This is a genomic window from Tsukamurella hominis, assembly GCF_965137015.1.
In the GTDB taxonomy this organism is placed as follows: domain Bacteria; phylum Actinomycetota; class Actinomycetes; order Mycobacteriales; family Mycobacteriaceae; genus Tsukamurella; species Tsukamurella hominis.
Genome location: NZ_CBCRZG010000005.1, coordinates 284,931 through 307,256 on the forward strand (window position 1 = coordinate 284,931; position 22,326 = coordinate 307,256).

Here is a 22,326-nt window from a genome sequence, read left to right on the forward strand (position 1 = left end):
GTACGGTCATGCGGCAGAACCTGCTGGTGGCGCTCCGGGTCGCCGCTCTCCTCGTGCTCCTCACCGCGGCGGTCGCCGCGGCGACCGCCGCCCATCCGCGCGACGCCGACTACGCGGAGTTCGCCCGGGAACTGGACCGGGGCGCGGTGGTTCAGGTGATGCTGCCCGATTCCTCGTCGAGCTCGATCGACGACGAGACCGTCTGGACCGCGACGTGGTCGACGGGGCCGTTCCAATGGCGCCGAGGCCCCATCGCCGACCGATTGCAGACCCCCGTGGCCGAGTTCAGAGACGCCATGCGGGCCCGCGGGGTCCGGGTGAAGGCGGAGGACGGCGACGCCCACCTACTCGCCTGGCCCCTGCGCGGACCGCACTGGGTCACGACCGTCATCGGGCTGACCATGCTGGCCACGCTGGTCGCCATGCTGGCCTCTCGCCCCGTCTACGGCACCCGGTGGGCATGGTTCTGGATGATCGTCATCGGTCAGGTGGGTGCCCTGCTGTACCTCGTGCTGGAGCCCGCGCCGCTCTGGCGCGGCCGCTCGGGCGCCGCGGCCGCCGCGGACGCTCCGGAGGCGGAGGGGGCACCGGCGCCGCGCTCCCGATGGAACGGGCTGCAGGGCTTCGGCTGGTCGGTTCTCCTGCTCCTGGCCGGCGCGATGGCCTCCTCGGGGATCGGCTGGCTCGCGGCGCGCGTCCCGGCCTGAGCCCTTTCGGGAGGGCTTCAGTCACGGCCGCCAGGAGCCGGCCTCCTGGCGGGTCGCGTGGTTCACGCGGTTCCACAGGTTGATCTGCCCGACGGCCAGCACCAGCGCGGCCAGCTGGTTCGCGTCGAACTCGTCCGCGGCGGCGTCCCACAGCGCGTCCGGTACGGCGTCGGGATGCCCCGCGAGCACGGTCAGCTCCTCCGTGAGCTCCAGCGCGATCCGCTCGGCATCGGAGAAGTAGGGCGTGTGACGCCAGGCGCCGACGGCGAAGAGCTTGTCATCGGACGCGCCGTGCTTGCGCGCCATCCGCCAGTGCCCGTCGAGGCAGGTGCTGCAGCTGTTGAGCTGGCTGGCCCGCATGTTCACCAGCTCCAGCAGCTCCGGCGACAGCCCCGAGGCCGTCACCGCCTCGCCCAGCTTCGTCAGCGCGTCCAGCGCCCCGGGCAGGGCGAAAGCGGGGTTCGTCATCCGTGCGGTCATGTCGTTCTCCTCTGTCGGTCACACTCGGGGCGGGCGCCCCGTCATCTCCCTGACGGATCGACGACGGAGGATGTGACACATGGACCTGAACGACTTCATCAGCGCCCGGCCGCGGCTGCTCGCGGTGGCCACGCGGATGCTCGGCTCGGCCTCGGAGGCCGAGGACGCGGTGCAGGAGGCGTGGCTGCGCGCCGACCGGGCGGACGGGGACGGCACCGTCGACAACCCGACCGCGTGGCTGACCACCGTGGTGTCGCGGATCTGCCTGGACCGCCTGCGCGCTCGGCGCGAGACGACGCCGCTCGACGAGGTGGACCCCGCCGACCCTGCGCCCGCGCCGGACGACGAAGCGCAGCTCGCCGAGTCCGTGGGCGCCGCGATGGGCGCGGTCCTCGACGACCTCGCACCCGCGGAGCGCGTGGCCTTCGTGCTGCACGACGTCTTCGCGGTGCCCTTCGACGACGTGGCCGCGATCCTCGGCAGGAGCCCCGCCGCGACGCGCCAGCTCGCGAGCCGGGCCCGCCGGCGGGTGGCCGGAACGCCCCGGCCGGACGCGGCGCGCACCGACGCCGTGCGCGCCTTCCTCGCGGCGTCGCGCGACGGTGACTTCACCGCCCTCGTCGAGCTGCTCGACCCGGACGCCGTGTTCCGGACGCACACCGACGACGCGCCGCCGTCGATCCTCGCGGGCGCGCCCGCGATCGCGGAGGCCTTCCTGTTCAAGGCGAAGACCGCCCTGGTCGCGCTGGTCGACGGGCTGCTCGGCTACACCGTCCGGCTGCCCGGCGCGCCCGGCTACCTGCTGCTCGGCGACGTCACGTTCACCGCGGACGGCCGCATCGCCGCCCTCGACGTCACCCTGCGGGCCGACGAGGTTGCGGGCAGCGAGGTGGTCCCGCTCTGACCCGCCGAACGACGGTGCCCGCCCCCGGAGAGCCGGGGACGGGCACCGTCGAACGTGCTGGGCCTAGTGGTCGATGGCCTTCTCGACACCGACGCCGGTGAGCGAGCGGACCTCCATCTCGACCGCCTTGTCGGCGAGCTCGGTGTCCGGCTTGCCGAAGAGCGTGCCCAGGATCGCGAGGCCGAAGCCGATCGGGATCGACACCAGGCCGGGGTTCTCGAGGGGGAACCAGTGGAAGTCGAGCGACTTGAACATCGACGTCGGCTTGCCCGACACGGCCGGCGAGAAGACGATCAGGACGATGGCCGAGATCAGACCGCCGTACATCGACAGCACCGCGCCGGTGGTGTTGAACTTCCGCCAGAACAGCGAGAACAGGATCGTCGGCAGGTTCGCGGACGCCGCGACGGCGAACGCCAGCGCCACCAGGAAGGCGATGTTCTGCCCCATGGCGCCGATGCCGAGGATGATCGACGCGATGCCGATGACCACCACGGTGATGCGGGAGACACGGACCTGGGACTCCTCGGAAGCCTTGCCGTGCTTGATGACACCGTTGTAGATGTCGTGGGCGAGGCTCGCCGACGCGGTGATCGCCAGGCCGGCGACGACGGCGAGGATGGTGGCGAAGGCGACGGCCGAGATGACCGCCATGAGGATCGTGCCGCCCAGCGAGAACGCGAGCAGCGGCGCCGCGGAGTTGACCCCGCCGGGGGCCTTGGCGATGACGTCGGCGCCCACGTAGGCGGCGGCGCCGAAGCCCAGGACGAGGGTGAAGATGTAGAACGCACCGATCAGGCCGATGGCCCAGGTCACCGAACGGCGGGCCTCCTTGGCCGTGGGCACGGTGTAGAAGCGCATGAGCACGTGCGGCAGGCCCGCGGTGCCGAGGACGAGCGCGAGGGCGAGGGAGATGAAGTCCAGCTTGGTGGTCTCGGTCTTGCCGTACTTGAGGCCGGGCTCGATGATCTTCTCGCCCGACGCGCTGCCGTCGATGGCCTTCTGCAGCAGGTCGGAGAAGTTGCCCTTGACCGCGGCGAGCACCATGAGGGTCATCAGCAGGGCGCCGCCGACGAGCAGGACGGCCTTGACCATCTGCACGTAGGTGGTGCCCTTCATGCCGCCGACCAGCACGTAGACGATCATCAGGACGCCGACGACCGCGACGACGACGGCCTGGCCGGTGGTGCCCTTGATGTTGAGCAGGAGCGAGACGAGGCCGCCCGCGCCGGCCATCTGGGCGATCAGGTAGAAGAGCGAGACGGTGAGCGTCGCGAGCGCGGCGGCCATGCGCACGGGGCGCTGCTTGAGCCGGAAGCTCAGCACGTCGGCCATGGTGAACTTGCCGACGTTGCGCAGCCGCTCGGCGACGAGCAGGAGCGCGACGAGCCAGGCGACGAGGAAGCCGATCGAGTACAGGAAGCCGTCGTAGCCCTGGACCGCGATGGCACCGCAGATGCCGAGGAAGCTGGCGGCCGAGAGGTAGTCGCCCGCGATGGCGAAACCGTTCTGCGGGCCCGTGAACGTGGCGCCGCCGGTGTAGAAGTCCGTGGCCTTCTTGGTGGTGCGGCTGGCCTTGATGACCAGGCCCATCGTGACGCCGATGAACAGGACGAAGACGAGGATGTTCAGCGCGGTGGAGCCGACCTGCTGGCCGACCTCGATCGTGCCGGGCTCCCAGGCGAGGAGATCGGTCACTGGCCCGCCTCCCCCGCCTTGAGCTCGCCCTCGATGTGCTCACGCAGGTCCGTCGCCATCGGGTCGATCGTGTTGTTCGCGAACCGCACGTACGCCCAGGTGATGGCGAACGTGGTGACGAACTGCCCGAGCCCCATCACCAGCGCGACGTTGATGTTCCCGAACAGCTTCTGGCTCATGAACTCGTGTGCGTAGGTGGCCAGCAGCACATACACGGCGTACCAGAGCAGGAACGCCACGGAGATCGGGATCACGAACGTCGCCAGCCTGCGCCGGAGCTCGTGGAATTCCTTGCTGTCGTAGGCGCGCTGGTAGACCGCCGCCGTATCCTCTTCGTTCACGTCCGAAAGTGTGGCACGGACCACATTGACCACGGGTTTGATTCGGCCACAAACGCCGTGCAACCCCTTGCAACGGTCGTTACCAGGGGCTTACACCGGTCAGGCGTCGAGCGCCCGCCGCGTGGCCGCGGCGATCTCGGCGACCTGCTCGTCCGTGGTGACCAGCGCCGGCGAGTACTGGAGGGTGCCGAGACCGGCGGCGCGGCCGGAGACGCCCTGCGCCCGTAGCTTCTTCACCATCGCCATGGCCTCGGCGGGCTCGTGCAGCTGCACGCCGGCGACAGCGCCGACGCCGCCCCGCACGTCCTTGACCTTCGGGTGGTCCGCCAGCGCGGAGAGCTCGCGCAGCAGGGTGTCCTGCAGCCGCAACGCCTCGGCGAGCAGGTTCTCGCGCTCCATGATGTCGAGCACGGCCATCGACGCCGCGGCGGCCGCCGCATGACCGCCGTAGGTGTAGCCGTGCCGCCACCACACGCCGCCCCCGTAGAAGGGCTCGGCGACGCGCGGCGCCACGAACAGCGCGCCCATCGGGACGTAGCCGCTGGTGAGCCCCTTGGCGGTGGTCATCAGGTCGGGCTCGAGATCGAACCGACTGGACGCGAACCACGCGCCACCGATGCGGCCGAAGCCGGTGATCACCTCGTCGGCGATGAAGAGCACGTCGTGCTCCCGGCAGATGTCGCGGACCTCGCGCAGGTACCCCTCAGGCGGGGGCAGCAGGCCGCCGGCGCCGATCACCGGTTCGGCGACGAACGCCGCGATGGCCTCGGCGCCGACCCGCTCGATGAGGCCCAGCAGCTCCTTGGCGTCGTCCCAGGCGACCGTCGCGGTGTCGTCGAAGAGCACGCCGCCGTAGCCCTCCGCGTTCACCGGGATACCGCCCAGGCTGGTGCCGCCCACGTGCATGCCGTGGTAGGCGTTGGACCGGCCGACGATCAGCTTCTTCTCCGGCCGGCCCTGCTCCTGCCAGTAGCGGCGGGCCAGCTTGATCGCCGAATCGACCGAGTCCGAGCCGCCCGAGGTGAAGAAGATCTTGCTGTCCGGCACCGGCGCGATGGCCTGCAGGCGGTTCGCCAGGGCGACGGTCGTATCGGTGGCGGCGTCGCCGAAGCCGGTCACGTGCGCCACCTTGAGCAGTTGATCGCGGACCGCGTCGGCGACCTCGGCGCGGCCGTGGCCGACGTTGGCGAACCACAGGCCGGCGGTGGCGTCGAGGTACCGGTTGCCCTCGGTGTCGAAGACGTACGCGCCCTCGCCGCGCGCGAAGACGAAGGCGCCGTCGCGCTGCACGGCGCCCATGTCCGCGAAGCCGTGCCAGAGTGCCGATGAGGTCGTGGGTCCCTGTCCGCTCATGGTGGATAAACTAGTCGCAAATGACGAAGCAGGAGACGCGCACCGCACGAGAAGACGGCGACGGCGGACCGTCGAAGCGCGATCTGTACGCCGCCCTCGGCACCGACGCCGAGCCCGCGGTCACGCTGCGGGACGAGACGCGCCTGCGCGGGAGGCTCAAGCGCGCCAAGCCCTCCGACCTACCGAAGGTGGCCCGGGAGATCGAGACCGCGCGGGCGCGTTACGCCGAGCGCACGGCGGCGGTGCCGGCGATCGTCTACCCCGAGAACCTGCCCGTCAGCGCGCGGCGCGAAGAGATCGCGAAGGCCATCGCCGAGAACCAGGTCATCATCCTCGCGGGCGAGACCGGCTCCGGAAAGACCACGCAGCTGCCGAAGATCTGCCTCGATCTCGGCCGCGGCGTACGCGGCATGATCGGCCACACCCAGCCCCGCCGCCTCGCCGCGCGCAGCGTCGCCGAGCGCATCGCCGAGGAGACGAAGACGGAGCTGGGCGACGCCGTCGGCTACGCGGTGCGGTTCACCGACCGCGTCTCGCCGAAGACCTCGGTCAAGCTGATGACCGACGGCATCCTGCTGCGCGAACTCACGCGCGACCGCCTCCTGCGCGACTACGACACGATCATCATCGACGAGGCCCACGAGCGCAGCCTCAACATCGACTTCCTCCTCGGCTACCTCCGCCAGATCCTGCCCCGCCGGCCCGATCTCAAGGTGATCGTCACCTCCGCGACCATCGAGCCGGAGCGGTTCGCCGCCCACTTCGCGCGGCCCGACGGTACGCCCGCCCCCGTCATCGAGGTCAGCGGACGCACCTACCCGGTGGAGATCCGGTACCGGCCCCTGGACGAGATGACCGACGATTCCGAGCCGCTCGACCAGGTCACGGGCATCGTGCACGCCGTCGACGAGCTCTCCCGCGAGGCCCCGGGCGACGTACTGGTGTTCCTCTCCGGCGAGCGCGAGATCCGTGACGCCGCCGAGGCGCTGCAGGCGCACGTCCGTCCCGGGACGGAGATCCTGCCGCTCTACGCGCGCCTGTCCTCCGCCGAGCAGCACCGCGTCTTCGCCCCGCACACGGGCCGGCGGATCGTCCTGTCCACCAACGTCGCCGAGACCTCGCTGACGGTGCCCGGGATCAAGTACGTCGTGGACACGGGCACGGCGCGCATCTCCCGGTACTCGGTGCGCACCAAGGTGCAGCGGCTACCGATCGAGCCGGTCTCGCAGGCCTCGGCGCAGCAGCGCTCGGGCCGCTGCGGCCGCACCTCGGACGGCATCGCGATCCGGCTGTACTCGGAGGACGACTTCGACGCCCGGCCCGTGTACACCGATCCCGAGATCCTGCGGACCAACCTCGCCTCGGTCATCCTGTCGATGACCGCGCTGGAGCTGGGCGAGGTCTCCGCCTTCCCGTTCGTCCAGCCGCCGGACGAGCGGGCGGTTCGCGACGGCACGGCGCTGCTCGAGGAGCTGGGAGCGCTCGAGGACGCGCAGGAGGGGCACAAGCGCCTCTCCGCGGTCGGCCGTCAGCTCGCGGATCTGCCCGTCGACCCTCGGATGGCGCGGATGCTGGTCGCGGCCCGTGAGTTCGGGGTGCTGCCCGAGGTACTGGTCATCGTCGCCGGGATGTCCATCCAGGACGTGCGCGAGCGGCCCGCCGAGCACCGTCAGGCCGCGGACGCGCAGCACGCCCGCTTCGCCGACCCCACGTCGGACTTCCTCTCCTACCTGAACCTGTGGCGCCACCTGGGCGACCGGCGGGCCGAGCTGAGCTCGAGCGCCTTCCGGCGGGAGTGCCAGCGGGAGTTCCTGCATTACGTGCGGATCCGCGAGTGGCAGGACCTGCAGGGCCAGCTCCGGCAGATCTGCCGCGATCTCGGCTGGAAGCTGGACTCGCTGGGCCGGGAGCCGGCGCCGTCGCCCGACCTGATCCACCAGGCGATGCTGGCAGGGCTGCTCTCGCAGATCGGGCTGCGCGAGCCCGACGGCAGGGAGTTCCTGGGCGCGCGGAACGCGAAGTTCCTGGTCTTCCCCGGTTCTGCGTTGTCCAAGAAGCCCCCGCGGTTCGTGATGGCGGGCGAGCTCGTCGAGACCTCGCGACTGTTCGCGCGGACCGTCGCGAAGATCGAACCGGAGTGGGCGGAGAAGCTGGCCGGGCCGCTCGCGAAGCACCACTACTCCGAGCCGCACTGGTCCACGAAGCGGGAGGCGGTGCTCGCCAAGGAGCGCGTCACGCTGTTCGGCGTCCCGCTGGTGGCCGACCGCACGGTGAACTTCGGCCGCATCGACCCCGTCGCGGCACGGGAGCTCTTCCTGCGGCACGCGCTCGTCCAGGGCGAGTGGCGCACGCGGCACCCGTTCTTCGCGCGCAACCGGGCGCTGCTCGACGACGCGGAGTACCTGGAGGACAAGGCACGGCGTCGCGACATCGTCGTGGACGAGGACGGCCTCTTCGACTTCTACGACCGACGGGTGCCCGAGGGCATCGTCTCGGCGCGGCACTTCGACTCCTGGTGGAAGAAGGCCTCGCGGACCGACCCCGGCCTGCTGGACTTCACCGCCGACGACCTCCTCGCCGACGGTGCCGCCGACGTCACCGCGGAGGCGTACCCGACCTCGTGGTTGCAGGGCCGCATCGAGGTGCCGCTGAAGTACCGGTTCGAGCCGGGCGCCGCGGACGACGGGGTGACCGCCCGGATCCCCGTCAAGGACCTGGCGACGGTCCGCGCGGACGGCTTCGAATGGCTCGTCCCCGCGATGCGCGAGGAGCTGGCCGTAGCGCTGATCAAGTCGCTGCCGAAGCAGTTGCGCCGCGAGGTGGTGCCCGCACCCGACTTCGCCGCGGCCGCGCTCGCGCGCCTCACGCCCCGCGCCGAGCCGCTCACCGAGGGCCTCGCGCGCGAGCTGACGCAGTTGTCCGGCACCGTCATCCGGCCCGGCGACTTCTCCCCCGGCGCGATCCCGGATCACCTCCGGGTGACGTTCACGGTGATCGGCGACGACGGCCGCACCCTCGGTTCCGGCAAGGACCTCGACGCGCTCAAGCGGAAGCTCGGTGCCGCGGTCCAGGAGGACCTGTCGAGCCGCGCCGGCGCCTACGAGCGGGCCCCGGCGAAGCAGTGGACGGCGGAGACGCTCGGGGACGTGCCGCGGACGATCGACACCGAGGTCCGGGGCAGCCGGGTGACGGGTTTCGGCACGCTGTATCCCGCCGGCGACGCGGCGGGCGTGAAGGTGGTCGCAGCGGAGCCGGAGCAGACCGCGCTGATGGGGGCCGGGCTCGACGTACTCCTCGCGAACGCGCTGCCCGCCGCGCACAAGTCGGTGCTGCAGTCGGTCGGGCAGCGGGAACGACTGGCGCTGTCGCAGAGCCCGTACGCCACGCCGATGGACCTCGTGGCCGACTGCCGGCGTCGCGCCATCACGGATCTGCGCGCCCGCGCGGGTTCCGCGTGGACGCCCGACGAGTTCGCCTCGCTCACGGCGACGGTGCGGGCGGGCCTGGGCCAGGCGGTCCAGCAGAACTTCGCGGACGTCGCAGAAGCGGTGGCGACCGCCACCGAGGTCCGGGGCGCGATCGCGTCCGCCCCGCCGGCGCTGCGCGAGGCGGCGGAGGACATCGCCGAGCAACTCGACGCGCTCCTGTTCCCCGGCTTCGTCGCGGCGACCCCGGACGCGCACCTGCAGCACCTGCCCCGCTACACCGCGGGCGCCGCTGCGCGCTGGGCGGCGCTACCCGCGTCGATCGACCGGGACGACCGCGGAATGGCCACGCTCGACCGCGTGTACGGCACGCTCACGGCGAAGCTGGACACGCTGCCCGAGCACCGGCGCGATGCGGCGCTGGACCAGGTGCACTGGTTGATCGAGGAACTGCGGGTCAGCCTGTTCGCACAGTCGCTGGGCACCGCCGGGTCGGTCTCGGAGAAGAAAGTGCTGGCCGCGATCGCGTCTCTGACCTGAGCGCCGGTCGCTCGGGGGCGGGCTACGCCGCGTCGGTCGGGTCCGCGGCGGCGGCGCGGGCGCGAAGGTCGCGGATCGCGGCCTCGAAGTCCTCGATGGACGAGAAGCCCTGGTAGACCGACGCGAAGCGCAGGTAGGCGACCTCGTCCAGGTCACGGAGCGGGCCGAGGATGGCCAGGCCGACCTCGTTCGCGGGCACCTCGGCCACACCCATGGCCCGGATCGTCTCCTCGACCTGCTGGGCGAGCTTGTGCAGGTCGTCCTCGGCGACGTCGCGGCCCTGGCACGCCCGGCGCACGCCCTTGACGACCTTCTCGCGACTGAAGGGTTCGGTGACGCCGTTGCGCTTCACGACCGCCATGACCGCACTCTCGACGGTGGTGAAGCGGCGGCCGCACTCGTTGCAGGAGCGGCGCCGACGGATGCCCTGCCCGTCATCGAACACTCGTGAATCGACCACACGGGTGTCCTCGTTCTTGCAGAACGGGCAATACATGGGTCCACCTCCCGCGCGGCTGCGCTCGGACGTCCGGCGGGGCAGTTGCAGCACGGTGGCCCCTGCCACCGCCGTGCCCCGCGATCTCGTCTCCGAGAATACTCGGCACGGGAACGGCACCACATTGTCGAGGTGGGCGGAGCGCCCGCCGTGCCGGGAATCCACTATCGCCATACGGGTGGTCATCTGCGTCTCCTTCGATCGTGAGGTGGCGGGTTAGTACCGCGGGGTGACGAGGGTCTGTCCGGCGTGCACCCGGCCGCCCTCCAGGCCGTTGATCTCCGAGATCTCGGCGACGACGGCGGCCTGAGCCCGATCGGGCGCGATCTCGCGGGCGATCTGCTCGAGGCTCTGCCCGCTGCGCACGGTCACGATCGAGGTCAGCGCGGGCTGTGCGGCGCCGGCGGGGGCCGCCGGCTCCGCCTGCGGGGCGCCGCCGAACAACACCAGGAGCCCGGCGAAGACGCCCGCGGCGAACAGGACGCACGCCAGGACCGCGGGACCCGGAGTCCGGCGGGCGCAGCCGTCGGCACGCGAGTATCCGCGGGGGACGCGGCGAGCGGCGGATCGCACGCCCGGGCGTTCGACGGTGCGTCGCGCCGAGCCGCGGGCCCCCGTCACGCGGACCGCCGCCGGCTCCGTTCGAACAAGCGCCTCGACGACGTCGTTCGACGAGGTGATCGATACCGCCGACGCCTCCCGGGTGCGACTGCGCGCGAGCCGCGGCGAGACTCCGCGAGCCCGGGTCGCGCCGCGCCGGTCGGAAGCCGCCGAACCGTGCCGCACGAGCGCCTGCGCCTCGGCGGCAGCGTCCTGCGCTGCGGTGATGACGTCCCGATCGATGATCGCGGTCATGATCTCTCCTTGGTCGGTAGCGGGTTCTTCTCGCTCACCCACTGGTCTATCGGAGGGGACTGACAAGTTTTCAATCCAGCCCCACCAGTCACACCGAAGTGCGTGCAAGTGTTCGAGAGAACTTCTGTTCGATTTCTACCACACCCCTCCGGCGGACGGAAGACACGCGGACAAATTTCTCGAACAGGTGTTTGTCAGGCCGTTCGAGCTGGACTACAGTGGAGTCGGAACCGAACGGGCGTGAGGAGCGACACATGACAGATGAACGACAGGTCCAGCACCGGGACAAGCGCTTCCGCGACGCACAGGGCAACGTCTCCGAGGATCACCTCACCCGTCGCCAGAAGCAGGTCCTGGAGGTGATCCGCCGGTCTGTGCGGGACCGCGGCTACCCCCCGAGCATTCGCGAGATCGGTGACGAGGTGGGCCTCACGTCCACCTCATCCGTGGCGCATCAATTGCGCACGCTCGAGCGCCTGGGCTTCCTGCACCGCGACCCGAACCGCCCCCGCGCCGTGAACGTCCAGGGCGCCGAGGAGCGCACCGCACAGGTCATCCAGAAGGTGATGGAGGACGAGGACCGGATGCCGGAGCCCGCCTTCGTCCCGGTCCTGGGGCGGATCGCCGCGGGCGGCCCGATCCTGGCGGAGGAGGCGGTGGAGGAGATCTTCCCGCTTCCCCGTGAGCTCGTGGGCGAGGGCTCACTGTTCCTCCTCAAGGTGGTCGGCGAGTCGATGACGGACGCTGCCATCTGCGACGGGGACTGGGTCGTGGTGCGTCAGCAGTCCGTCGCCGAGAACGGCGACATCGTCGCGGCGATGCTCGACGGCGAGGCCACCGTCAAGACCTTCCGGCGGACCGGCCGCGACGTCTGGCTGATGCCGCACAACCCCGCGTTCGACCCGATCCACGGCAACGACGCGGTCATCCTCGGCAAGGTGGTCACCGTCATGCGTCGGATCTGACCGCACCCGCTCCGCGCCGCGCCGGCTCGTCGACCGCGAGGTCGGGGGCCGGCGCTCGTCGTCCGCCGCGGGAGGCGATCACGCACGCCGCACCGCCGAGCACCAGCCCGGCGAGCACGCCGGGGTGCACCGCCTCGCCCACCATGAGGAACGCGAACAGCGCCGACACCGCCGGGATCACCGCGAACAGCATCGCGGCGCCGCTCGCCCCCGCGATGCCGATCACACGCAGGTACAGGGTGGTCGCCGTCATCGAACTCAGCAACACCATCAGCACGAGCACGAGGGCGCCCCGCACGGGATCCGTGACGTCCGCGCCGAACAGCACGACGAGGGCGCCGGCCGGGACGGCCGCGACCACCATGCCGATCGCGTTCCCGGCCGTCGGGTCGACGTCGCGGCAGAACCGCTGCTGGTACACCCCTCCGACGGCGATACCCGCCAGTCCGATCAGAGTGAACCCGATCCCCGCGCCGGCGTGGGCCAGCATCGGCACCGTCGACCAGCACGCCGTGACGACCGCCGCGAGGCCCAGCAGAGCCGCCAGGGAACGGCTCGCCGTCAGTCGCTCCCGGAGCGCGACCCGCGCCACCACCGTCGTCACCGCCGGGTTCACGCCGATGATCAACGCCGCGACCCCGGCGGGCACGCCCGCCTGCAGCCCGAGGTAGCAGCCCAGGAACTGCGTGGCCTGCGCCAGGAGCCCCACCACGACGGCGTGCCCCAGATCCGCACCTTTCGGCACGCGCCGGCCGGTCGCGCGCACCAGTCCGAGCATCAGTACGCCGGAGATCGCGAACCGCAGGAACAGCAGCAGGAACGGGCTCATCGCGGCGACGCCGAGGGCGCCGAGCGGATACCCGAAGGCGTACAGCACGACGACGGAGAGCGCGAGAACGGGAGGAATTCGCATGCGTCGATCGTCGACCGCGCAGGTGCTCGCCGTCCAATAATGATTGACGATCACGATCGATCAGATCTATCGTTCATTCATGGCCGAGCCGATCCTCGACATCGTCCCGCTACGCAGTGTGGTCGCGATCGCCCGCTGCGGCGGGGTCCACCGCGCCGCCGAGACCCTCCACCTGACGCAGTCGACCGTCAGTGCCCACCTGCGCAGGCTCGAGAAGTCCACCGGCGACACCATCGTCGAGAAGGCGGGGCGCGGGATCCGGTTCACCGATCACGGCAACCGGCTGCTCGGGCACGCGCAGACGATCCTCGACGCGCACGACGCCGCGGTCCATGAGCTCGCCTCCCCCACGAGCCACACGCTGTCCGTCGCCGCCACCGAGCACGGTGCCGATCGCCTGATCCCCGAGCTCAGCCGCGGCTTCGGCGCCCTCCCCGGCGGGTGGGCCGCGCAGTTCCGGTTCGATCGCAGCGCCCAGATCGCCGGCGCCGTGGACCGTGGCCTGGCAGACGTGGCGGTCTTCCTCGCCGCCGGTGACCATCCGGACGCCATCGGCCCCATCGACCTGCACTGGTACGCCGCCCGGGAGTGGAAGCGCCCAGCCGACACGGTGCCCGTCCTCCTCTTCGACGACCCGTGCGTCCTGCGCGCACCCGCGGCGGACGCGCTGACGCGCAACGGGATCGACTACACGATCGCCGCCGAGGCCGCGAACCTCGCGGGCCTGTACTCGGCGGCCCGCAGCGGCCTCGGGGTCACCCTGCTCCCCGCCATCGACGCGACCGACGGCCTGGTCACCGTCGACACGATGCCGCACCTGCCGCCGATCGCTCTCGCGGTCACCGTCGGGCCGCGCGTGCCGGCCACGGTCCGGGCCGCCGTCCGCCGTGCCGCCGCCTCACTGACCACTCCCCGCTAGCCCGCGCTCGCCTCCGCCGCGTCCACCGTCTGGCTGAGGAGGACCGCGATGGTCATGGGTCCGACGCCACCCGGCACCGGGGACGCGGCGCGGGCGCGCGCGGCCGCGCCCGGGGTGACGTCCCCTGGAGTGAAGCCCGCGTCGACGATGACCGCACCGGGGCGCACCATGTCGGCGGTGATCAGACCAGCCCGACCCGCGGCCGCGATGAGCACGTCGGCGCGACGGGTGTGCGCCGCGAGGTCGCGGGTACGCGAGTGACACACCGTGACGGTCGCGTCGCGCTGGATGAGCATCGCGGCGAGCGGCTTTCCGAGGATCGCGCTGCGCCCGACCACGGTCACGTCGGCACTCTCGAGCGTGACTCCGTAGTGGTCGAGTAACCGAACGATCCCCGCGGGTGTGCAACTCCGGTGGCCCGTTCGCCCGAGCGCGGCGGCCGCGAACGCGGCGCTCGAGGTGCCGTCGACGTCCTTGGTCACGGGGATCGCGTCGAACGCGGCTCGCTCGTCCACCTGCGGCGGCAGCGGGTGCTGCAAGAGGATGCCGTGCACGCCTCCGTCGGCTGCCAGCCCCGTGAGCACACGGATCAGCTCGACCGTCGTGGTCTCCGCGGGCAGGTGCACGAAGCGGGAGTCCAGGCCGTGGTTGGAGCACCGACGGCGCTTCATCGCCACGTACGTGGCGGAGCCCGGATCGTCGCCGACCAGCACGGTGGCCAGAGTCGGGGCGAACGGCAGCGCCGCGGCGCGGGCGGCGGTGTGGGCGTTGAGCTCTGCGGCGAGCTGGGTGCCGGAGAGAACGATGGGACCGGACATGGCGACCTCCTGGGACTTCGACGCCCAGGCGCGCGGCTCACGGATACTCCGGTGGGCCGCTCCCCCGGGGTGCTCCCCGTCAGCGCCAGTCACGGCCACCCCCGAGGCTACCCTCCCTGCGCGCTCGCCTCCGCGTACCGGTGCAGGTGGTCGGTGGCGGAGCCGAACTCGGTCTCGATGGCGGTGAGCCTCTTGAAGCAGTGCCCGATCGCCAGCTCCTCCGTCATGCCCATGCCGCCGTGCAACTGGACCGCGTTCTGCCCGACGAACCGCGCCGCCCGCGCGATGGTGATCTTCGCGGCCGAGACGGCACGGCGGCGCACCTGCGGCTCCGCGTCGAGGTTGAGCACCGCGAGATAGCTCGCCGCCACCGACTGTTCGAGCTCGAGCGACATGTCCACCATGCGGTGCTGCAGCGCCTGGAAGGAGCCGATCGGCACGCCGAACTGGCGGCGCTGCTTGGCGTACGCCACGGTGTCCGCGACGACCCGGCGCATGATCCCGACCGCCTCGGAGCAGACGGCGGCGGCGCCGTCGTCGAGGGCGCGTTCGATGACGTCCCAGGCACCGCCCTCGGTGCCGAGCAGCGCCGACGCGGGCACGCGGACGTCGCTGAGCACCAGATCGCCCGTGTGGTGGTCGTCGATCGTCCGGAAGTAGTGCGCGCTCACCCCGGCGGGGGGAGCCTGCGGGTCGAACTCCACAAGGAACAGCGAGATCCCGTCGCGGTCGAGCCGGCCTCCTGCGGTGCGGGCGGCGACGATCAGATGCGTCGCGAACGGCAGGTCCGCGACCACGATCTTCGCTCCGGACAGCACGTACTCGTCACCGTCGCGCACGGCCGTCGTCTGGACGTCCCAGGGCTCGCGCCCGGACTCGGGCTCGGTGAGCGCGAACGCGATCCGCGCCCCGCCCTCGGCGATCGCCGTCAGCACCGCGTCCGCCGCCGGTTCTGCGGAGCCGCGGAGCAGGGCGGCGCCCACGACGGCGGTGCCGCCGTAGGGCTCGACGACGAGCGCGCCACCGAGCTCCTCGGCGATCACCATCATCTCCTCGGGGCCGCCGCCCAGTCCGCCCACGGACTCGGGCAGCGTCGCGGCGAGGATGCCCAGCTCGGACGCGAAGGCCTCCCACACGGCGGGTTGCCATCCGATTTCGGAGCGAGCCGCGCTGCGCGACTCCACCAGCGGGTACCGGCCCGCGAGGTACGACCGCACGGCGTCGCGCAGCATCGTCTGTTCGTCGGTGAGTGTGAAGTCCATCTACAGCCCCAATGCCGCTTTCGCCAGGATGTTCCGTTGGATCTCGTTGGAGCCCGCGTAGATCGAGCCCGCACGATCGTTGAAGTAGCGCAGCGGCGCGACGGCCTGCCACAGGTCTCCGCTGTGTGCGCCGTCGGCGGGCGGAAGGTACTCGACCACCGGTCCGCCGGGCCGCGTGACGTGCGGCTGGTACACCCGGCCGCGGGGCCCGGCGCTCTTGTGGATGAACTCGGTGATCGCCTGGCTCAGTTCCGTGCCCAGGATCTTGAGCATCGACGCCGCGGTGCCCGGGTTCCCGCCCGCCGAGAGCACCGCCAGCGAGCGGTGTTCGAGGATCTCCAGGACGTCGACGCGGGCGCGCAGCTCGGCGAGTCCGAGCCGGAAGTCGTCGTCCTCGGACAACGGCCGGCCGCCGCGGCCCGGCACCGTCGCGGCCTGCTCGGCGAGGAGGTCGAGCGAGACCTGCAGCCAGGGCGCGGACGCGCCGCCGCCGCGCTCGAACTCGAGGAGGTACTTGGCCACCGTCCAGCCCTCGTCGATCTTCCCCAGCACGTTGGCCTTCGGTACGCGCACCTTGTCGAAGAAGACAACATTCTGCACCTCCTCGCCGGACGCCATGACGAGCGGCTGGATCTCGATGCCGGGCACCGTCATGTCCAGCAGGAGGAAGGTGATGCCCTGCTGCTTGCGCTCCTGCTTCGAGGTGCGGACCAGCGCGAACATCCAGTTCGCCTCGCGCGCGTGGGTGGTCCAGATCTTGGATCCGGTGAGCACGAGGTCGTCACCGTCGGACTCCGCGCGCATCGCCAGCGAGGCGAGGTCCGAACCGGATTCGGGCTCGGAGTAGCCCTGGCAGAAGAAGACCGAGGCATCGAGGATGCCCGGGAGGAAGAACTTCTTCTGCTCCTCGGTCCCGAACTTCACGATGGCGTGCGCCACCATGCGGATACCCATGGGCGACAGGAACGGAGCTCCGGCCAGCACGGATTCCCGCGAGAAGATGTAGTGCTGCGCGACCGACCAGTCGCAGCCGCCCCACTCGACCGGCCACGCGGGCGCGGCCCACCCCCGCTCGTGGAGGATCGCCTGCCACTGCAGGCTCGCCTCGTGATCGGAGTAGACGCTGGTCGCCAGCCTGCCGGCCGCCCGCAGATCGTCGGTGAGGTGCGTGTCGAGGAACTCCCGCACCTCGTCGCGGAAGGCCTCTTCCTCCGCCGTGAACGTCACATCCATCCGGGTCTTCCCCTCGTTGACACCCTCGCGCTGGCGAGACAAAATAGGAGTATGTCTCATCCGGAGCGTCCTGACAACCAGGTCGAGGTGATCCACCGCGCCGCGCAGTGGTTCCGCGAGGGCCGCCGGGTGGACCTGGGGCAGCTCGCGAAGGCCAGCGGGATCGGCCGGGCCACGCTGTACCGGTGGTTCGAGGGCCGCGAACAGGTGGTAGGCGAGGCGATCTGGCTCGGCATCGCGCAGGCGATCGCACGGGTCGAGGCCGACGAGCCGGTCCGCGACCGCGCGGCCTTCCTCCGGTCGTTCGGCCGGCTCGCGCACGAAGTGCGCGACTATCCCCCGCTGGCCGGGTTCGCCGCGGACGAGCCGGAGTTCGCGATGCGGGTGCTGCAGTCGGGCGGCAGCGTGGTGCAGGCGCGGCTGATCGGGTGGGTCGCGGGCTGGCTGGCCGCCATCGGCGTTCCTCCGCCCGACGGTTCCCGCGGCGTGTCCCGGGCGGACCTCGCCTACGCGATCGTCCGGCTCGCGGAGTCGTTCCTGTGGTCCGACATGATCATCGGCACGCCGCCCCAGCCGGACAAGGCCGCGGCCCTGGTCGAACTGCTCATCGACGGCGCCGCCGGCCGCGGCTAGCCGGAGACGATCCCGACGACCAGGTTGATCGCGGTCGCGAGGATCAGCGTCCCGAAGACGTAGGAGAGCAAGCAGTGCCGGAGCACTACGCTGCGGATCCCCTGCGAGGAGACCGACGTGTCCGACACCTGGTACGTCATGCCCAGGTTGTAGCTGAAGTAGAAGAAGTCACGGTAGGCCGGTGCCGCATCGGCGTTCCAGTCGATCCCACCCGGCTCGTCCCCCGGATCGCCGTAGTACTGCGCCGCGTACTGGGTGGCGTAGGTCAGGTGCAGTGCCGCCCACACCGCGAACGCCGAGAGCAGCGCCGCCGCCGCGCCCGCGTCCTTGTGGTCGGAGCGCCCGGCGACGAGCAACGCCACGATCGCGACCAGGCCGCTCAGCGCAATGGCCGCGACGACGACCTCGGCGACGCGGGGTCGGAAGTTCTCGCGTTGCACCGTGGCGCGGGTGGAGGCGGCGTCGAGCGGCCACAGCGTGGCCCACCCGGTCGCGACGAACACCGCCCCGGCGGTGCCGATGCCGACGAGAACGCCCAGCGTGGCATCGACGAGGCCGCCCACGAGCCCGCCCGTCACCGCCCCTGCCAGCACCGACAGGGCCGCCCTCGTGGTCGCGGACAGGACGGGTTTCGACGCCGGACGGCTCATCCGTCGATTGTGCGCGACTCCACGGAGAACGGCGAGAGCAACCCTGCCAGAGCCCCCGGCACGCGCGCGAGGATCCGCGTCCCGTCGGCCTCGTGCTCAGCACTGACCACGGTGCCCTCGGCGTGGATCCGGGCGACGAGGTCACCCCGGTCGTACGGCACCAGGGCCGTGACCTCGACGTCGCCGGCGGTGATGAGCTGCGTCATCCGCTCGAGCAGCTCGTCGATGCCCTCGCGCGAGTGCGCCGAGACGAAGACCGCCTCGGGCAGCGCGACGCGCAGCTGGGCCAGGACCACCGGATCGGCGGCGTCGATCTTGTTGACCACGAGCAGCTCCCGCGGCAGCGACGCCTCGCGCTCCCCCGCCACGTCGCGCAGCACCTGCCGCACGGCGTCGATCTGGCGCTGCGGCATCACGTCGCTGCCGTCGACGACGTGCAGCAGCAGGTCGGCGTCGACGACCTCTTCGAGCGTCGACCGGAAGGCCTCGACGAGCTGGGTGGGCAGGTGCCGCACGAAGCCGACGGTGTCGGTGAAGACGACGTCCCGGCCGTCCGTGAGTACGCCCTGCCGGGTGGTCGGATCGAGGGTGGCGAACAGCGCGTTCTGCACCAGCACGCCGGCGTCGGTGAGCGCGTTGAGCAGGCTCGACTTGCCGGCGTTGGTGTACCCGGCGATCGCCACGGCGGGCACGCCCGAGCGGCGACGCGCGCCGCGCTTGGTGTCCCGGGCCTGCTTCATGCCCTTGATCTCGCGGCGCAGCTTCGCCATCCGCTCGCGGATCCGGCGACGGTCGGTCTCGATCTTCGTCTCACCCGGACCACGCAGACCCACGCCGCCGTTGCTGCCCGCGCGACCGCCGGCCTGCCGGGACAGCGCCTCGCCCCAGCCGCGCAGGCGGGGCAGCATGTACTCCATCTGCGCGAGGGTCACCTGCGCCTTGCCCTCGCGGGAGGTGGCGTGCTGGGCGAAGATGTCGAGGATCAGGGCGGTGCGGTCGATGACCTTGACCTTCACCACCTTCTCCAAGGCGTTGAGCTGCGCGGGCGTGAGCTCGCCGTCGCAGATCACCGTGTCGGCACCGGTCGCGAGCACGACCTCGCGGAGTTCGTGCGCCTTGCCGGAGCCGATGTAGGTGGCGGGGTCGGGCCGGTCGCGGCGCTGGATGAGGCCCTCGAGGACCGCGGAGCCCGCAGTCTCGGCCAGGGCCTTGAGCTCGGCGAGCGAGGCGTCGGCCTGGGCGGCGGAACCGGAGGTCCAGACGCCCACGAGCACGACCTGCTCGAGGCGCAACTGGCGGTATTCGACCTCGGTGACGTCGTCGAGCTCGGTCGAGAGGCCGACGACGCGACGGAGCGACGAGCGCTCCTGCAACTGGAGTTCGCCGACGGTCGGAGCCGGCTCCCAGGTATCCATGTCTGTCATATGCCTCCAGTGTGGCACGCCGGGATGCAGGAGGTCACGCGGGTTTTCCCAGGGCGGAACGCGGCGGACCGCACCTACAGGCGCGCGGTGCCGGACGCGACGATGCGGCTCGGACCGCGGAGCACGGCACCGTCGGCCTCGACGGTGACGGTGACGACCCCGCCCGGCACGTGCACGTCGACGACGCCCGTCTCGCGGTCTGCGGCGCGCAGGGCGGCGACGGCGGCGGCGACGGTGCCGGTCCCGCAGGACCGGGTCTCCCCCGAGCCGCGCTCGTGCACGCGCATGTGGACCGCACCGTCGACGAGCGGGGTCAGCACCTCGACGTTGGTGCCGTGCGGGAACAGGCCGTGATCGAAACTGGGGGCGCTCGCGACGTCGAGCGCCAGGAGGTCCCGCTCGGTCAGCCCCGGAACGACGCACGCGAGGTGCGGATTGCCCACGTCGACGGCGATGCCGGCGAGGTCGCGGCCGTCGACCCCGGCCGACGAGGTGCCGAACACCCGGGGCGCGCCCATCGAGACGGAGACCTCGGCGGTCTCGGGGTCGGCGTGGTGCACGCGGACGGGCTTGCCGCCGGCCCGCGAGCCGACGGTGAACTCATCTCCGGCGACCAGCGCGTTCGCGGCGAGGAAGTGGGCGAAGACGCGGACGCCGTTGCCGCACATCTCGGCGATCGAGCCGTCGGAGTTGCGGTAGTCCATGAACCAGTCCTCGCGCGCGACGCCCGCGGGAAGCGCGTCGAGGACGCCCGCGTCGAGCAGGTCGCCTGCGCGGGCGACGCGGAGCACGCCGTCGCCGCCGATGCCGGCGCGGCGGTCGCAGAGGGCGGCCACGAGCTCGGGCGTGAGGTCGATGTCGACGCCCGGGTCCGGCAGGATCACGAAATCGTTCTCCGTGCCGTGGCCCTTGAGGAAGTCCACTGCGGTCATGCCGACCAGTCTACGGACGCGTCACGGCCGCCACGGCGGGGCCGCGTGCGCGGAGAGAGCGGCGCCGAGCAGGTCCGGCGCCGCGGCGTCGAGCCAGGCCACGCGGGGGTCGCGCCGGAACCACGACCGCTGCCGGCGGACGTACCGCCGCGTGCCGATGAAGGTCAGCTCACGCGCCTCGTCCAGGTCGTACTCGCCGTCGAAGGAGGCGAGCACCTGGGCGTAGCCGATCGCGCGGGCCGCCGTGACGCCGTCGCGCAGGCCGCGCTCCTCGAGCGCGCGGACCTCGTCGACGAGGCCGTCGTCGAACATGCGCCGGGTGCGCACGTCGATGCGGGCGTCGAGTTCCTCCGTATCGCGATCGAGCGCGACGATCGCGGTGTCCCAGCGGGCCGGGCCGATCGCGGGCGCCGACGCGGCGAAGGGCTCGCCCGTGATGGTCACGACCTCGAGGGCGCGCACGATCCGTCGCCCGTCGGTGGTGAGGATCTTCGCGCCGGCCGCCGGATCGAGCACGGAGAGTTCGCGGTGCAGGGCGAGCGGCCCGATCTCGGCGAGCCGGTCCTCGAACCGGGCCCGCACGGTGGGGTCGGTCGCGGGGAAGCTCCACTCGTCCAGCAGGGCCTGGAAGTACATCATCGAGCCGCCGACGATCACGGGGGTGCGGCCCGCGGCGAGCAGCGCCTCGGCGTCGGCGCGGGCCCGCTCCTGGTACGCGGCGACGGTCGCGGTCTCGGTCACGTCCAGCACGTCGAGCTGGTGGTGCGGGATCCCGCGCCGCTCGGCGACGGGCAGCTTCGCGGTGCCGATGTCCATGCCCCGGTACATCTGCATGGCGTCGATGTTGATGATCTCGCCGTCCAGCCGTTCGGCGAGGTCGAGCGCCAGGTCCGACTTCCCCGTGGCCGTGGGGCCGACGACGGCGATCGGGCGGGGCACGGTCACGACGCGCCGCCGGTGGCGACGAGGTAGCCGACGCCGAACGGTGCGTCGCGGTAGAGCACGTCGACGGGCGCGCCCGCGCAGGCCTCGGCGGCGGCGCGCCATCCCGCGTCGAGCTCGCCGGCGGGGCCGCCCGCGCAGACCGCGGCGACCTGCGCGTCGAAGACGGCATCGTCCTCGGGCCGGTGGCCGCCGGGAGCGCGGGCGGTGAGGGTGTTCGGGCCGTCGAGAACGAAGAGCAGGCCCTCCGCGTCTCCGTCGTCGACGATCCGGGCCGACGGTGCCGCACTCCCCCGCAGCCAGGCCGCGAGGAGCAGCGGGACCGGCCAGGCGGGGCTGGGCGGCAGGTCGTTCGACGGTCCGCCGGGCCCCGTCGTCACGACGACGTCGGCGCCGAAACCGGCGAAGGTCCCGGCGGCGGCATCGTCGACCCTGGTCAGAGGATCGGACGCGACGACACGCCAGGTGCGGGCGCGCTCGCCCAGCCAGGCGCCCGCGGCGAGCGCGGCACTGCGCAGCCGGTCGGCGTCCGGGTCGCCGGGGGCGCCCACCAGCTCGGGTACGAGCAGCGGGGCGCCGGGGATCACGGCGACGGGCCGGTGGTCGCGCTGGGACGGGTGCACGAGAAGAACGCTAATCGATCGCGCCCGGGCGCCCGCGGAGTGCTTCAATGGATCCGGGCCCGCGTGCTGTGCGGGTCCACGACGACCGGCAGCCGTGACGCGCGGCGCAGACGAAGGGGAACCCCGTGGCCGAGAACGACCCGATCGCCGAGACCACTCCGATCGAGAACGCCGCTCCCAAGCCCACCCCGGGCGCACGGCCCGGCCCCAAGC

Annotated in this window: 21 protein-coding genes and 1 riboswitch; of the genes, 6 read left to right on the forward strand and 15 right to left on the reverse strand. The window is 71.8% G+C overall.

From position 1 onward, the window contains the following. The first annotated feature begins 8 nt into the window (after positions 1-8). Positions 9-707, forward strand: coding sequence for a hypothetical protein (locus ACM9LD_RS09820; protein ID WP_415676473.1), 699 nt, complete (start codon positions 9-11; stop codon positions 705-707). A gap of 21 nt (positions 708-728) precedes the next feature. On the opposite strand, the gene ACM9LD_RS09825 is transcribed toward ACM9LD_RS09820, so the two are convergent. Next, the gene (locus ACM9LD_RS09825) at positions 729-1,187 is read right to left on the reverse strand and encodes a carboxymuconolactone decarboxylase family protein (protein ID WP_415676474.1); all 459 of its coding nucleotides are present in this window, start codon (positions 1,185-1,187) and stop codon (positions 729-731) included. A gap of 79 nt (positions 1,188-1,266) precedes the next feature. Between ACM9LD_RS09825 and ACM9LD_RS09830 the strand changes: the two genes are divergently transcribed. Beyond that, positions 1,267-2,091 (forward strand): sigma-70 family RNA polymerase sigma factor, encoded by an 825-nt coding sequence (locus ACM9LD_RS09830; protein ID WP_415676475.1) that lies wholly within the window; start codon positions 1,267-1,269, stop codon positions 2,089-2,091. A gap of 63 nt (positions 2,092-2,154) precedes the next feature. Here ACM9LD_RS09830 and ACM9LD_RS09835 read toward each other — a convergent pair whose 3' ends face one another. The 3 genes from ACM9LD_RS09835 to ACM9LD_RS09845 all read right to left on the reverse strand — a co-directional run bounded on the left by ACM9LD_RS09835 (position 2,155) and on the right by ACM9LD_RS09845 (position 5,483). Next, on the reverse strand, positions 2,155-3,789 hold the full coding sequence (locus tag ACM9LD_RS09835) for a solute symporter family protein (RefSeq protein ID WP_415676476.1): 1,635 nt from the start codon (positions 3,787-3,789) through the stop codon (positions 2,155-2,157). Further along, positions 3,786-4,130, reverse strand: coding sequence for a DUF485 domain-containing protein (locus ACM9LD_RS09840; RefSeq protein ID WP_224645777.1), 345 nt, complete (start codon positions 4,128-4,130; stop codon positions 3,786-3,788). Before ACM9LD_RS09840 ends, ACM9LD_RS09835 begins: the two co-directional genes overlap by 4 nt. Positions 4,131-4,229: 99 nt before the next feature. Beyond that, positions 4,230-5,483, reverse strand: a complete 1,254-nt coding sequence (locus tag ACM9LD_RS09845; RefSeq protein WP_415676477.1) for an aminotransferase family protein — start codon at positions 5,481-5,483, stop codon at positions 4,230-4,232. 20 nt (positions 5,484-5,503) lie between these two features. Between ACM9LD_RS09845 and hrpA the strand changes: the two genes are divergently transcribed. After that, entirely contained in the window at positions 5,504-9,448 is a 3,945-nt protein-coding gene (hrpA, locus tag ACM9LD_RS09850; RefSeq protein WP_415676478.1) for an ATP-dependent RNA helicase HrpA, read from the forward strand. A gap of 22 nt (positions 9,449-9,470) precedes the next feature. Here the strand turns inward: hrpA and nrdR are convergent, their stop codons facing one another. Then, the gene (gene nrdR, locus ACM9LD_RS09855; RefSeq protein WP_415676479.1) at positions 9,471-9,944 is read right to left on the reverse strand and encodes a transcriptional regulator NrdR; all 474 of its coding nucleotides are present in this window, start codon (positions 9,942-9,944) and stop codon (positions 9,471-9,473) included. A gap of 216 nt (positions 9,945-10,160) precedes the next feature. Then, positions 10,161-10,799, reverse strand: a complete 639-nt coding sequence (locus ACM9LD_RS09860; protein ID WP_415676480.1) for a LysM peptidoglycan-binding domain-containing protein — start codon at positions 10,797-10,799, stop codon at positions 10,161-10,163. 254 nt (positions 10,800-11,053) lie between these two features. Between ACM9LD_RS09860 and lexA the strand changes: the two genes are divergently transcribed. Then, entirely contained in the window at positions 11,054-11,764 is a 711-nt protein-coding gene (gene lexA / locus ACM9LD_RS09865; protein ID WP_146487104.1) for a transcriptional repressor LexA, read from the forward strand. On the opposite strand, the gene ACM9LD_RS09870 is transcribed toward lexA, so the two are convergent. Continuing rightward, the gene (locus ACM9LD_RS09870; protein ID WP_415676481.1) at positions 11,748-12,677 is read right to left on the reverse strand and encodes a DMT family transporter; all 930 of its coding nucleotides are present in this window, start codon (positions 12,675-12,677) and stop codon (positions 11,748-11,750) included. The genes lexA and ACM9LD_RS09870 overlap by 17 nt on opposite strands. 79 nt (positions 12,678-12,756) lie before the next feature. On the opposite strand from ACM9LD_RS09870, the gene ACM9LD_RS09875 reads away from it, so the two are divergent. Continuing rightward, on the forward strand, positions 12,757-13,596 hold the full coding sequence (locus ACM9LD_RS09875; protein ID WP_415676482.1) for a LysR family transcriptional regulator: 840 nt from the start codon (positions 12,757-12,759) through the stop codon (positions 13,594-13,596). Here ACM9LD_RS09875 and ACM9LD_RS09880 read toward each other — a convergent pair. From ACM9LD_RS09880 to ACM9LD_RS09890, 3 genes are all read right to left on the reverse strand, one after another. Then, positions 13,593-14,414, reverse strand: a complete 822-nt coding sequence (locus ACM9LD_RS09880; protein WP_415676483.1) for a bifunctional 5,10-methylenetetrahydrofolate dehydrogenase/5,10-methenyltetrahydrofolate cyclohydrolase — start codon at positions 14,412-14,414, stop codon at positions 13,593-13,595. The two genes, ACM9LD_RS09875 and ACM9LD_RS09880, sit on opposite strands and share 4 nt — an antisense overlap. Before the next feature lie 15 nt (positions 14,415-14,429). After that, a riboswitch (ZMP/ZTP riboswitch) is annotated at positions 14,430-14,517 on the reverse strand. A 4-nt stretch (positions 14,518-14,521) separates the two neighbouring features. Then, positions 14,522-15,676 (reverse strand): acyl-CoA dehydrogenase family protein, encoded by a 1,155-nt coding sequence (locus tag ACM9LD_RS09885; RefSeq protein ID WP_415676484.1) that lies wholly within the window; start codon positions 15,674-15,676, stop codon positions 14,522-14,524. Next, positions 15,677-16,909, reverse strand: coding sequence for an acyl-CoA dehydrogenase family protein (locus tag ACM9LD_RS09890; RefSeq protein WP_415676485.1), 1,233 nt, complete (start codon positions 16,907-16,909; stop codon positions 15,677-15,679). 51 nt (positions 16,910-16,960) lie between these two features. Here ACM9LD_RS09890 and ACM9LD_RS09895 point away from each other — a divergent pair, with 51 nt between their 5' ends. After that, a complete protein-coding gene (locus ACM9LD_RS09895; RefSeq protein WP_415676486.1) occupies positions 16,961-17,542 on the forward strand; it encodes a QsdR family transcriptional regulator in 582 nt (193 codons plus the stop codon). Here the strand turns inward: ACM9LD_RS09895 and ACM9LD_RS09900 are convergent. The 5 genes from ACM9LD_RS09900 to ACM9LD_RS09920 all read right to left on the reverse strand — a co-directional run bounded on the left by ACM9LD_RS09900 (position 17,539) and on the right by ACM9LD_RS09920 (position 22,113). Then, positions 17,539-18,192: a DUF1345 domain-containing protein gene (locus ACM9LD_RS09900; protein ID WP_415676487.1), complete on the reverse strand. Its 654-nt coding sequence runs from the start codon at positions 18,190-18,192 to the stop codon at positions 17,539-17,541. The genes ACM9LD_RS09895 and ACM9LD_RS09900 overlap by 4 nt on opposite strands. Continuing rightward, entirely contained in the window at positions 18,189-19,616 is a 1,428-nt protein-coding gene (gene hflX, locus ACM9LD_RS09905) for a GTPase HflX (protein ID WP_415676488.1), read from the reverse strand. Before hflX ends, ACM9LD_RS09900 begins: the two co-directional genes overlap by 4 nt. Positions 19,617-19,690: 74 nt before the next feature. Further along, positions 19,691-20,539 (reverse strand): diaminopimelate epimerase, encoded by an 849-nt coding sequence (gene dapF / locus ACM9LD_RS09910; protein ID WP_415676505.1) that lies wholly within the window; start codon positions 20,537-20,539, stop codon positions 19,691-19,693. A 30-nt stretch (positions 20,540-20,569) separates the two neighbouring features. Then, complete coding sequence (gene miaA, locus ACM9LD_RS09915) at positions 20,570-21,493, reverse strand: tRNA (adenosine(37)-N6)-dimethylallyltransferase MiaA (RefSeq protein ID WP_415676489.1); 924 nt, start codon at positions 21,491-21,493, stop codon at positions 20,570-20,572. Further along, positions 21,490-22,113 carry a class III extradiol ring-cleavage dioxygenase family protein gene (locus ACM9LD_RS09920; protein WP_415676490.1) on the reverse strand — a complete coding sequence of 208 codons (624 nt, stop codon included), beginning with the start codon at positions 22,111-22,113 and terminating at the stop codon, positions 21,490-21,492. Before ACM9LD_RS09920 ends, miaA begins: the two co-directional genes overlap by 4 nt. Positions 22,114-22,326: the final 213 nt, after the last annotated feature.

What these genes read in the sequence shown, in the direction of transcription:
- ACM9LD_RS09890 (WP_415676485.1), bottom strand. Translation starts at nt 16,909, where the DNA reads ATGGATGTGACGTTCACGGCGGAGGAAGAGGCCTTCCGCGACGAGGTG.
- ACM9LD_RS09895 (WP_415676486.1), top strand. Translation starts at nt 16,961, where the DNA reads ATGTCTCATCCGGAGCGTCCTGACAACCAGGTCGAGGTGATCCACCGC.
- ACM9LD_RS09885 (WP_415676484.1), bottom strand. Translation starts at nt 15,676, where the DNA reads ATGGACTTCACACTCACCGACGAACAGACGATGCTGCGCGACGCCGTG.
- ACM9LD_RS09820 (WP_415676473.1), top strand. Translation starts at nt 9, where the DNA reads ATGCGGCAGAACCTGCTGGTGGCGCTCCGGGTCGCCGCTCTCCTCGTG.
- ACM9LD_RS09880 (WP_415676483.1), bottom strand. Translation starts at nt 14,414, where the DNA reads ATGTCCGGTCCCATCGTTCTCTCCGGCACCCAGCTCGCCGCAGAGCTC.
- lexA (WP_146487104.1), top strand. Translation starts at nt 11,054, where the DNA reads ATGACAGATGAACGACAGGTCCAGCACCGGGACAAGCGCTTCCGCGAC.
- hrpA (WP_415676478.1), top strand. Translation starts at nt 5,504, where the DNA reads ATGACGAAGCAGGAGACGCGCACCGCACGAGAAGACGGCGACGGCGGA.
- ACM9LD_RS09870 (WP_415676481.1), bottom strand. Translation starts at nt 12,677, where the DNA reads ATGCGAATTCCTCCCGTTCTCGCGCTCTCCGTCGTCGTGCTGTACGCC.
- ACM9LD_RS09875 (WP_415676482.1), top strand. Translation starts at nt 12,757, where the DNA reads ATGGCCGAGCCGATCCTCGACATCGTCCCGCTACGCAGTGTGGTCGCG.
- ACM9LD_RS09900 (WP_415676487.1), bottom strand. Translation starts at nt 18,192, where the DNA reads ATGAGCCGTCCGGCGTCGAAACCCGTCCTGTCCGCGACCACGAGGGCG.
- ACM9LD_RS09860 (WP_415676480.1), bottom strand. Translation starts at nt 10,799, where the DNA reads ATGACCGCGATCATCGATCGGGACGTCATCACCGCAGCGCAGGACGCT.
- nrdR (WP_415676479.1), bottom strand. Translation starts at nt 9,944, where the DNA reads ATGTATTGCCCGTTCTGCAAGAACGAGGACACCCGTGTGGTCGATTCA.
- ACM9LD_RS09830 (WP_415676475.1), top strand. Translation starts at nt 1,267, where the DNA reads ATGGACCTGAACGACTTCATCAGCGCCCGGCCGCGGCTGCTCGCGGTG.
- ACM9LD_RS09825 (WP_415676474.1), bottom strand. Translation starts at nt 1,187, where the DNA reads ATGACCGCACGGATGACGAACCCCGCTTTCGCCCTGCCCGGGGCGCTG.
- ACM9LD_RS09845 (WP_415676477.1), bottom strand. Translation starts at nt 5,483, where the DNA reads ATGAGCGGACAGGGACCCACGACCTCATCGGCACTCTGGCACGGCTTC.
- hflX (WP_415676488.1), bottom strand. Translation starts at nt 19,616, where the DNA reads ATGACAGACATGGATACCTGGGAGCCGGCTCCGACCGTCGGCGAACTC.